8 protein-coding genes are annotated in these 10725 nt (G+C 72.5%); 7 read left to right on the top strand and 1 reads right to left on the bottom strand.

Annotated features, from left to right (window positions below):
- Positions 1-91: 91 nt before the first annotated feature.
- Both ACWF94_RS21495 and ACWF94_RS21490 read left to right on the top strand, forming a co-directional pair.
- Positions 92-1417, top strand: coding sequence for a chloride channel protein (locus tag ACWF94_RS21495; RefSeq protein ID WP_453490631.1), 1326 nt, complete (start codon positions 92-94; stop codon positions 1415-1417).
- Positions 1418-1560: 143 nt separating this feature from the next.
- A complete protein-coding gene (locus tag ACWF94_RS21490; protein ID WP_453490628.1) occupies positions 1561-2673 on the top strand; it encodes a magnesium and cobalt transport protein CorA in 1113 nt (370 codons plus the stop codon).
- A 49-nt stretch (positions 2674-2722) separates the two neighbouring features.
- Here the strand turns inward: ACWF94_RS21490 and ACWF94_RS21485 are convergent, their stop codons facing one another.
- Entirely contained in the window at positions 2723-2929 is a 207-nt protein-coding gene (locus tag ACWF94_RS21485) for a hypothetical protein (RefSeq protein WP_453490625.1), read from the bottom strand.
- A 1042-nt stretch (positions 2930-3971) separates the two neighbouring features.
- Here ACWF94_RS21485 and ACWF94_RS21480 point away from each other — a divergent pair.
- The 5 genes from ACWF94_RS21480 to ACWF94_RS21460 all read left to right on the top strand — a co-directional run bounded on the left by ACWF94_RS21480 (position 3972) and on the right by ACWF94_RS21460 (position 10694).
- On the top strand, positions 3972-4193 hold the full coding sequence (locus ACWF94_RS21480) for a hypothetical protein (protein ID WP_453490622.1): 222 nt from the start codon (positions 3972-3974) through the stop codon (positions 4191-4193).
- Positions 4194-4271: 78 nt separating this feature from the next.
- Positions 4272-5060 carry a bestrophin-like domain gene (locus ACWF94_RS21475; RefSeq protein WP_453490619.1) on the top strand — a complete coding sequence of 263 codons (789 nt, stop codon included), beginning with the start codon at positions 4272-4274 and terminating at the stop codon, positions 5058-5060.
- 177 nt (positions 5061-5237) lie between these two features.
- On the top strand, positions 5238-6326 hold the full coding sequence (locus ACWF94_RS21470; protein ID WP_453490616.1) for an LLM class flavin-dependent oxidoreductase: 1089 nt from the start codon (positions 5238-5240) through the stop codon (positions 6324-6326).
- Positions 6323-6982, top strand: a complete 660-nt coding sequence (locus tag ACWF94_RS21465) for an FMN reductase (protein ID WP_453490613.1) — start codon at positions 6323-6325, stop codon at positions 6980-6982. Before ACWF94_RS21470 ends, ACWF94_RS21465 begins: the two co-directional genes overlap by 4 nt.
- Positions 6983-7166: 184 nt before the next feature.
- Positions 7167-10694, top strand: a complete 3528-nt coding sequence (locus ACWF94_RS21460; RefSeq protein ID WP_453490610.1) for an ATP-binding protein — start codon at positions 7167-7169, stop codon at positions 10692-10694.
- Positions 10695-10725 lie beyond the last annotated feature (31 nt).

Genomic DNA, 10725 nt, shown 5'->3' with positions numbered 1-10725 from the left:
GAGGCCGGGCAGCCCAGGCGCCCGCGCCGCCGCCCGGACACGGAGCACCCCGGGCGGCACCCAGGCACAGGGACCCGCACGGAGACCCCGGATGACCGCGCCGGAGGCGGATCTGCGGGGGATTCTGCTCAGCCGCGGGTATCTCCGGCTGCTGCTGCTCTCCGTCGTCCTCGGGGTGCCCATCGCGCTGGCCTGCTTCTTCTTCGTGAGCCTGCTGAACGAGGCGCAGCACGCGGTGTGGGAGTCCCTGCCCCGGGCCGTCGGCTACGACGAGCCGCCGTGGTGGTGGCCGCTGCCCGCGCTGCTGCTGGCGGGGCTGCTGCTGGTGCCTGTCGTCACCCGGGCGCCCGGGGGCGGCGGTCATCTGCCGGTCCGCGGCCTGGGCGGCCCGCCGCTGGGCCCGGAGGCGGTGCCGGGTGTGGTGTTCGCGAGCCTCACGACGCTCCCGCTGGGGGTGGTGCTGGGCCCGGAGGCACCGCTGATGGCGCTGGGCAGCGGCCTGGCGCTGCTCGCCGTACGGTCCGCGAAGCGCGCGGAGCACCCCGAGGCGGCGCTGGTGCTCGGCATGACCGGCTCGACGGTCGCGATCTCCACCATCCTCGGCGGCCCGCTCGTCGCCGCCGTGATGGTCGTGGAGGCGGCGGGGCTGGCCGGGACCCGGCTGGTCGTCCTGCTGCTGCCGTGTCTGCTGGGGAGCGGGGTCGGCGCGCTGGTCTTCACCGGCTTCGGGCAGTGGACCGGTCTTTCGGTCGGGGCGCTCGAACTCCCCTCCGTACCCCCGGACGTCGATCCGGACGCGGGAGACTTCCTGTGGGGGATTCCCGCCGCCGTACTGATCGGGGTGGTCCTGTCCACCGCGCGCCGGCTCGGATATCTCACCGCCGGCTGGACCGCGCGCCGCACCGCGCTCCGTACGGTCCTGTGCGCCGTCGCCGTGGGCGTCTGTATCGCCTCGTACGCGCTGCTCACCGGCCGTTCCCCGGCGGAGGCGGCGCTCTCGGGGCAGGTGGCGCTGGGCGCGCTCGCCGCCGATCCGCACGCCTGGCCGGTGGGCGCGCTGGTGCTGCTCATCCTGTGCAAGGGGCTGGCCTGGGGCATCGGCCTGGGCGCGCTGCGCGGCGGGCCGATCTTTCCGTCCGTGCTGATCGGCGCGGCGGCCGGGGTGGCGTGCGCGGGCCTGCCGGGGCTCGGCGTGACGCCGGGGCTGGCGCTGGGCATCGCGTCGGCGACGGCGGTGGCGACGCGGCTGCCGGTCACCAGCTCCGTGCTCGCGGCCATCCTGCTGGGCGGCGACGCGACCAGTCAGATGCCGCTGATCGTGGTGTGCGCGGTCGTCGGCTTCGCCACGGCGCAGCTCACCGAACCGGCGCGGACGCCCCCGCAGGTCACGCAGGTCTCGGAGCGGGCACCCAGCTGACGAAGCTGACAAAGCCGACGAAGCCGACGACCGCGTACGGGGGTCGGTGGTGCGGGGCCCGGCACCACCGCAGTGTCCACCCCGTCCCGACCTGGCGAGTGGCACACTGACGCCCGGACCTCCGAAGGAGCTTCGCCGTGCCGATGATCCGCAAACTTCGCCGTGTGATGCGCCGTGCCTACCGGCGTACCACCGTCGATCTGAGCCACCCCGCCCGCTCCCCGCTGGGCAGCACGGTCGTCAACTGCGTGGTCTACGAGGGCGGGGTGCGGCAGCCGTGTGACGGCGACGCCGCCGACGCGCTGCGGCAGGTGCGCAAGAACGGCCGGGGGTTCGTCTGGGTCGGGCTGCACGAGCCCACCGAGGTCGAGTTCGCCGTGTTCGCGGAGCTGTTCGGGCTGCATCCGCTGGCGGTGGAGGACGCGGTGCAGGCGCATCAGCGGCCCAAGGTGCAGCGCTACGACGACCGGGGGCAGGGGCAGGGCGGTTCGGGCACGCTGTTCGCCGTGCTCAAGACCTGCCGCTATGTCGATCACGAGGAGCAGGCGGCGCTCAGCGAGATCGTCGACACCGGGGAAGTGATGGTCTTCACCGGCACCGACTTCGTGATCACGGTCCGGCACGGCAGACACGGCTCGCTCGGACCGGTGCGCGAGGCGCTGGAGGCCACGCCCGAGCAGTTGGCGAAGGGGCCGGCCGCCGTACTCCACGCCATCGCCGACCAGGTCGTGGACGACTACCTCGCCGTCGCCGACGCCGTGCAGCAGGATGTCGACCTGGTCGAGACCGCCGTCTTCAGCGAACAGGCCGGGCGCGGCGACGCCGGACGGATCTATCTCCTCAAGCGGGAACTGCTGGAACTGAAGCGGGCGGTGGTGCCCCTGGAGCGACCCGTATGGACGCTCGCCACCACCCCGCAGCCGCTGGTCGGGCCGGAGATACAGCCGTACTTCCGCGATGTGGTCGACCATCTGGCCCGGCTGAACGAGCAGCTCGGTTCCTACGACTCCCTCCTCGACTCGATCCTCCAGGCGCATCTGGCGCAGGTGACCGTCGCACAGAACGAGGACATGCGGAAGATCACGGCGTGGGCGGCGATCGTGGCCGTGCCGACGATGGTCTGCGGGGTGTACGGAATGAACTTCGACCATATGCCGGAGCTGCGCTGGACCTACGGCTATCCGCTGGTCATCGGCGTCATGGCGACCACCTGTCTGCTCATCCACCGCAGCTTCCGCCGCAACGGCTGGCTGTGAGCAGGCGCCTGATCTGGCACGAGCCCGCTGTCCGAGCGGCACGAGCGCGCTATATGAGCACGACGAACAGGCCGAGCGACAGGACCCCGACCAGGCACCCGTAGAGCGCGAGGGTCACCGAACGCGCCTCGTCCGACGGGTCGGTGCGGCCCGCGCTGGACAGGCGGAGTGCGGAGGTGCCGAGCAGGACGAAGGCGGTCGCGGCGACGGCGGCGACCATCGGCACCGGGATGGCGGCGAGTACGGAATCGATCACCCGGCGACCGTCTCACGACCCGTCAGCTCCCGCACGCGGACGTACTCCGTCCCGGCTTTCCGTCCCCTCCGGCGTAGGGCAGACGTATGACCTACGCAGGACATACGTCGGTCTTCCGTCGATGGTCCGCCGGTACTCCGTCGGTGGTCCGTCGGTGGTCCGCCGACCCTCCGCCCCCGCGTACGGCCGGTTCCACGGCACGGCGCATGGCCTCCGTTGCCCCTGTGACTCCAGTGAGGGCGCGGTCGGACGAACGTCTTATTCACCTATCCGGGTGATAGCACCCTCGGTGCCCCGCCGACGCCCTTACCTTGCCCATGTGGCGGGTTGGGAGCAGTTGAGCGCACTGGGGATCGCGGCGATTCTGGGCTCGCAGGGGGTGGGGACAGGCAGTTCGGTGAGCGATTCCGCGCTGGGGTCGTTTGCGCGGGAACGCGTCGGGGCGGAGGCACCGGCGGTGCCGGGCGCGCGTCCGGTGCCGGTTTCCCGTGCCACGCACACGCACACGCCCACGCACACGCCCACGCGCACTCCTCCGCCCGCTTCCGCACCCCGTTCGCCATCGCCTTCGCCCTTGCGTTCCGCTTCTCGGGCCGAGAGACCGTTCCCCATAGGGGCGTCCGTGTACGTCGCCGTGCCCGGCGTCGTCTGCGGCTCGGCGTCGGTCACCGTGGGCGGGCCACGGCCGCTCAGTGTCGACGTATCCGTATCGGTTCATGTCCTCAGGCACTGCCCCCCGCCGCCTCCGCCGCCACCGTGCCCCACTCCATCCCCCACGCCCACACCCACCCCGACACCGACCCCTTCCCCCACGCCGACGCCGACGCCCACACCCCCGCCCTCACCGTCACCGACGCCGACTCCACCCGAGCCCCCGACTCCGACGCCGACTCCACCCGAGCCCCCGGCACCGAGCAGTCCGGCCACGCCGAGCACTCCGAGCAGTCCGAGCAGTCCGGCGCCCGTCGCACCGCCGCAGCGGGCGGTCCCCCCGGCCCCCGCACCGCCACGCGCCCCGGTCGCCCCGGTCGCGCTGCCGCCCGTGGCACCCGCCCCGGCACCGGTGCGGCCCGCGCCGGCTCCTCCGGCGGCGGCCCCGCCGCCGCCCGTACGGCCCGTACCGGTCGCGAAGCCCGTACGCGCCTACCACCCGCTGCCCGCCAAGCGGAAGACGGGCGGCATGCCCCTCGTCGTCCTGATGCTCACGATGACCACCCCGGCAGTCCTCGCCGCCGCGATCCTGCGGCCCCGGCGCGGGCGCTAGGCGCTCTCGTTCGGAGCCTGCGGGCGCGCAGGCCGCACACGCAGTAACTCGTACACCCGAAACAGACACGGAGATCCCATGTCCGAATGGCTGGTCCTGGCCATCGCGATGGCCGCCGCTTGTGCCGTCGTACTCGCCGTCGCCCTGTTCAGCCATCGCAGGCGTGAGGCGGCATCGACGGCGGGCAGCGGCGGCGGAGGCGACGACGAGACCGAGACCCCCGATGTTCTCGAATACATGACGATGATGGTCGGCGTCGTCTACGCCATCGTGCTGGGCCTGGCCATCGCGGGCGCCTGGGAGGCCCGCAGCGCCGCGCAGGACGACGTACGGCGTGAGGCACAGGCCCTGTACGAGGTCACCCAGCGCGCCGAGGTCCTGCCGTCCGATGTGCAGTCGGGGCTGCGGGCGGACATCGATGCCTATGTCGCGCATGTCGTCGGCAAGGAATGGCCCCGGATGGTCGACGGCGAGGAGCTGTCCGACCGGGGCGACAGACTGCTCGATTCCGTACGGTCGGACATCGCCCAGCGCGTGCCGGCGGGCGAGCTGGAGGCACAGGCGTACCAGCCCATGCTGGATCAGATCGCCACCGCGGACGACGCCCGTAACGCCCGGGAGCAGAACGCGGGGGCGACGCTGCCCGGGGTGGTGTGGTTCGGGCTGATCATCGGGGCGCTGGTCACGGTGGGGCTGATCTTCACCATGCAGATGGGCCGCTCCTACCGGGAACTGCTGCTCGCGGGCCTGTTCAGCGCGCTGATCGCGTTTCTGCTCTTCCTGGTGTGGAACTTCGACGCGCCGTTCGGGCGGTCGGGGTCGGCGTCGGCGGATGCCTTCAGGCAGCTGTTCCCCGGAGTGGGATAGCGGGTGCGGGGCAGCGGGCGCGGGACAGCGGGCGCGCTGTTCCGCACCGGGACAGCGGATCCGCCCAGGTGGGGAGGGGTGAGCGGGGGCCGGAATAGCTGTGTGGGCGTCCGGGTTATAGGGTTTGTTCAATATTCAACCATCAAGGGTTGAGAACCTACCCGAGAGGTGAGCTCCATGCAGTTCGGCATCTTCACCGTCGGCGATGTCACGACCGACCCGACGACCGGTCGTACGCCGAGCGAGCACGAGCGGATCAAGGCCACGGTCGCCATCGCCCAGAAGGTCGAAGAGGTCGGACTCGACGTCTTCGCCACCGGCGAGCACCACAACCCGCCGTTCGTCCCGTCGTCCCCCACGACGCTGCTCGGACATATCGCGGCCCGGACCGAGAACCTGATCCTGTCCACCTCCACCACCCTGATCACCACCAATGACCCGGTGAAGATCGCGGAGGACTACGCATATCTCCAGCACCTCGCGGACGGCCGGATCGACCTGATGATGGGACGCGGGAACACCGGCCCGGTCTACCCCTGGTTCGGCCAGGACATCCGGCAGGGCATCCCGCTCGCGATCGAGAACTACGCCCTGCTGCGCAAGCTGTGGCAGGAGGACGTGGTGGACTGGGAGGGCAAGTTCCGTACGCCGCTCCAGTCCTTCACCTCGACCCCGCGCCCGCTCGACGGCGTACCGCCGTTCGTCTGGCACGGCTCGATCCGCTCCCCGGAGATCGCCGAGCAGGCCGCGTACTACGGTGACGGTTTCTTCCACAACAACATCTTCTGGCCCATGTCCCACACCAAGCAGATGGTGGAGCTGTACCGGAAGCGGTACGCGCACTACGGCCACGGCACGCCCGAGCAGGGCATCGTCGGTCTCGGCGGCCATGTCTACATGCGCAAGAACTCGCAGGACGCGGTCAGGGAGTTCCGTCCGTACTTCGACAACGCGCCGGTCTACGGCCACGGGCCATCGCTGGAGGACTTCTCCGAGCAGACCCCGCTGACCGTGGGCAGCCCGCAGGAGGTCATCGAGCGGACCCTCGGGTTCCGTGAGGCGGTCGGCGACTACCAGCGCCAGCTGTTCCTGGTGGACCACGCGGGTCTGCCGCTCAAGACGGTTCTTGAGCAGCTCGACATCCTCGGCGAGGAGGTCGTACCCGTGCTGCGCAAGGAGTTCGACAACATGCGGCCGGCCGGAGTGCCCGAGTCCGCGCCGATGCACCCGGCGGTCACCGCCGCCCGTACGAAGGAGACGTCATGACCCTGAAGCTGGTGGCCGTGTCCGCCGGTCTGAGCGTGCCGTCGTCGACCCGGCTGCTGGCCGACCGGCTCACCGAGGCGGTACGCACCTCGCTGGCCGGGCAGGCCGACGCCGAGGCCGTATCCGACGCCGGGGTCGTATCCGACGCCGGGGCCGTGGAGGTCCGGGTCATCGAGCTGCGCGAGCTGGCGGTGCCGATCGCCAACCATCTGGTGACCGGTTTTCCGCCGCCCGCGCTCGACGAGGCGATCGGGGCGGTGACGGAGGCCGATGGCCTGATCGCGGTGACTCCCGTGTTCACGGCGTCGTACAGCGGGTTGTTCAAGTCGTTCTTCGATCTGCTCGACCCGGACGCGCTGACCGGCAAACCCGTGCTGATCGGGGCGACCGGCGGCACGGCCCGTCACTCGCTGGTGCTGGAGCACGCGCTGCGTCCGCTCTTCGCCTATCTGCGGGCCGTGATCGCGCCGATGGCCGTGTACGCGGCGTCGGAGGACTGGGGCGGTACGGGTGACGCCCTCACGGACACCCTGCCGGTACGGATCGAACGCGCGGGCGAGCAGTTCGCCCGGCTGATGGCCGGTACGGGCGGGGCGGACCGCCGGGAGCGGGAGCCGGAGGGCGAGAAGCTGCTGGCGCGGCTGCCGTTCAGCTGAGGTAGCGGCGCGGCTGCTGAGCCAGCGGCTCGGCTGCCGTACAGCGGCTCGGCTGCCGTTCAGCTGACGGCAATGGTTCGCGGGACCGCGGTCCGGTCCTGTGAGCTGCGGGAACGGCGGAGGCGGCACGGACGGTGGGCATTCTCGGATGCCGATTGTCAGTGCCGCCTCCTATGGTTTCGGCATGACCCCTGCATTGATCGGGCGCGAACACCCCGCGGGCGTCCTCCGGGCCGAGATCGGCCGGGCGACGGACAGCCACGGGGGTCTGGTGCTGGTCACGGGCGAGGCGGGGATCGGCAAGACCTCGCTGGTGACCGAGGCCGCCGACGAGGCGCGGCGGCGCGGGGCGCTGGTGCTGGGCGGTTCCTGCTGGGACTCCGACAGCGCGCCGGGCTACTGGCCGTGGGTGCAGGTGGTGCGGGGGCTGAGACGAGGGGCCGGTGAGGACTGGCCGGCGGCCGAGAAGACGGCGGGCGGACGGCTCGCGGTGCTGCTGGGGGAGGCGGCGGGAGGTGCGGGCGCCGGGGGGCCTGGGCCTGGGTCCCGCCCGGGAGCCGAAGGTCCCGGCGGAAGCGAAGGTCCCGGCGGGGCCGAGGATCGGGGGCCTCGCACGGGAGCCGAGGGTCCCGGCGCGGGCGAGGGTCCTGGCGGGGCCGAGGGGGACGAGCGCTTCGCGCTGTACGACGCGGTGACGACGGCGCTGGTCACCGTCTCGCAGCGGCGGCCCGTGGTCGTCGTCCTCGACGATCTGCACTGGGCGGACCCCGCGTCCCTCAGACTCCTCGAATTCGCCGCCCAGCACGCCTGGTTCGAGCGTCTCCTGCTGATCGGGACGTATCGGGACGCCGAGGTGGAGACGCCCGGCCACCCACTTCAGCGGCTGATCCTGCCGCTGGCCGCGCGGGCCGCGGCGACCGTCACCCTGACCGGTCTCACCCGCGAAGAGGTGGGCACCCTGATCACGCTGACCGCGGGCGTGGAGCCGGCGCCCGACCTGGTGGACGAGGTGCACCGCCGTACCGGGGGCAACCCCTTCTTCGTGGAGCAGACCGTCCGTATCTGGCGCAGCGGCAGCCCCGTCACCACCGTCGCCCCCGGGGTGCGGGAGGCCGTGCGGCGACGGCTCTCGCTGCTCCCGGAGCCGGTGACCGGGGTGCTGGAGACGGCGGCCGTGCTGGGCCGGGAGTTCCACCGCCAGGTGCTCGCGGCTGCGGTGGGCGCACCCGTACCGCATGTGGACCGGCTGCTGGAGAGCGCGGTGGCCGCCCGGCTGGTGACGGTGCGGACGGGCGGCAGGTTCGCGTTCGCCCACGACCTGGTGCGGGAGACCCTGTACGACGCGCTGGACCAAGGGGCGAAGTGCGGGCGGCACGCCGCGGTCGTCCGCGCCCTGGACCTCGCCCCCGCCCTCAGCGAGAAGATCTTCCCCGCCGATCTCGCCCGCCACGCGTATCTCGCCGGGGACGAGCTGGAGTCCGGGAGGCGGGTGGATCTGCTGCTGGCGGCGGCCCGGGACGCCTCCAGCAGACTCGCGAGCGAGGAGGCCGTGGGCCACTACCGGCGGGCGACGGAGGCGGCGGGCGACGACCGGCGCCGCGTCGCGCTGATCGCCCTCGACCTCGGCGGCGAGCTGTGGCACAACGGCCGTACGGCCGACTCCCGGCGGGCCTTCGAGCGCGCGGTGGAGCTGGCCCGCGAGCTGCGCGATCCCGAGTTGCTGGCCCGGGTCGCGATCACGCTCCACCAGCACGAACAGCTCCCCGGCAGCTCCCTGGGCGACCCCGACCTGCTGCGGGACGCGCACCGGGCGCTGATCGGCGGCAGCGGGGAGGACGTGTCGGACCTGACCTCCGAGCGGATCGCCCATGACCTGGCCGTACGCACCACCGATCTGGCCCGCAGCGGCGATGACGACGACGCCCTGTTGTTCGCGCTGTGGGCGCGGCACGACTCGATCTGGGGGCTCGGCACCTCGGCGGAGCGGCTCGCGCTCACCGCGGAGATGATCGCCGTCGCCCGGCGCACCGACAACCTGGGCATGGAGCTGCACTCCGTCTCGATGCGCTGGGTCACCCTGCTGGAGCTGGGCGACCCGCGCTATCTCGACCAGCTCCACGCTTTCACCGCGCTCGCCGAGGGCGCCGCCGTGCGCCGGCACGAACTGGCGATGGAGATCGACAGGTGCCTCGTCGCGGCGCTCCACGGCCGGTTCACGGATGCCGGGGACCTGCTGTCCCAGGCGATCTCGTCCGAGCACGAGCATCCGCCGTTCGCCTATATGACCGCCCATATGCGGTGGGGGCTGTTTCTGCTCCAGGGGCGGTTCAAGGAGGCCCGGACCGTGGTCGATGGACTGGTCGAGGTGGCTCACCCCTTTCCCGCCCTGCTCGCGGGGCTCACCGCGATCGAGCGGGGGGAGTACGAGATCGCCCGGCTCCACCGCGACGAGCTGGCGGCCCTGCCGGAGCCACTGCCCCGGGCGTTCGAGCCGCTGGCGATCCGGCTGCGGGCGCAGGTGGCGGCGGCGTCGGGGGACCCGGTCCTGATCGAGTCGGCCAGGGCGGAGCTGGCGGCGTATTCGGGGCAGTGGCTGGTCTCGCTGTACGGATGTGACATCAGCGGGCCGGTTGACCTCTGGCTGGGGCTGCTGGACGCGGCCCGGGGCGACCGGGACGCGGCGGTGGCGGAGCTGACCTCGGCCTTTGAATCGGCGGACCGGATGCGCGCCCGGCCCTGGGCGGTACGGGCCAGGGCGGCGCTGCTGGCAGTGCTGGGGCCCGGGGAAGCGCCCCCGGGCCTTGCGGCGGTGGTGCGTCGGGAGGCGGCGGAGCTGGGGCTGACGCATCTGCCGGGGGTGCCGAGGGCGCAGGGGGTGCCGCCTGCCGTGGCCGCGCCAGGGGACGGGGCGCCCGTGTTCCCCGGCGCCGCGCCCGCGTCGACGGGTGAAGGGGGCGTGCTCGCGGGTGAAGGGGGCACACCTGCGGCCGGTGCTCCCGCCGCCATGCCTCCGGCCGACGGTGTGCCGCGCCCGGCCGCCGCGCCCTCCGCTGCCGCCGTACCGCCTTCCGCCTCCGTACCCTCTGTGTCTCCTCCTTCACCTCCTCCTTCACCTTCACCTCCTTCACCTCCTCTTTCGCCTTCGCCTCCTTCACCTCCGGCTGAGGAAAGGCGGTTCCGGCGGGACGGAGCCGTGTGGGCGCTCGCCTTCGATGGGCGGGCCGTCCATGTCCCCGATGCCAAGGGGCTGCGGGATCTGCACACCCTGCTGTCGCATGCGGGCGACGAGCTGTCCGCCGTGACCCTCCTCGACCCCGGGGGCGGCGAGACGGTGATCGCCGCCCGCCGGTTCGGCGGGGACCCCGTGCTCGACGAAGAGGCGAAGGTCCGCTACCGGCGGCGGCTGGAGCAGCTCGACCGGGAGATCGACCGCGCGGCCGAACTGGGCGACGACCGCCGCGCGGAGGAGTTCGCCCGCGAACGCGCCGCGCTGCTCGACGAGTTGCGTACGGCGGCCGGCCTCGGCGGACGCACCCGCCGCCTGGGCGACGAGGCCGAGCGGGCCCGTAAGACCGTCACCGCCCGTATCCGCGACTCCCTGCGCAAACTGGACCGGGCGCACCCCGAACTGGCCGCGCATCTGCGGGAGTCGGTGACGACGGGGGCGTACTGCTCGTATCGGCCGCCGAAGCCGGTGGAGTGGCGGTTGTGAGGGGGTACGGAGCCCGGCGTCGGCCGCCGCA

It is taken from the genome of Streptomyces sp. NPDC055078, assembly GCF_053607985.1.
The sequence above is the reverse complement of the archived record's forward strand: the minus strand, read 5'-3'. Positions and strand labels throughout refer to the sequence as shown.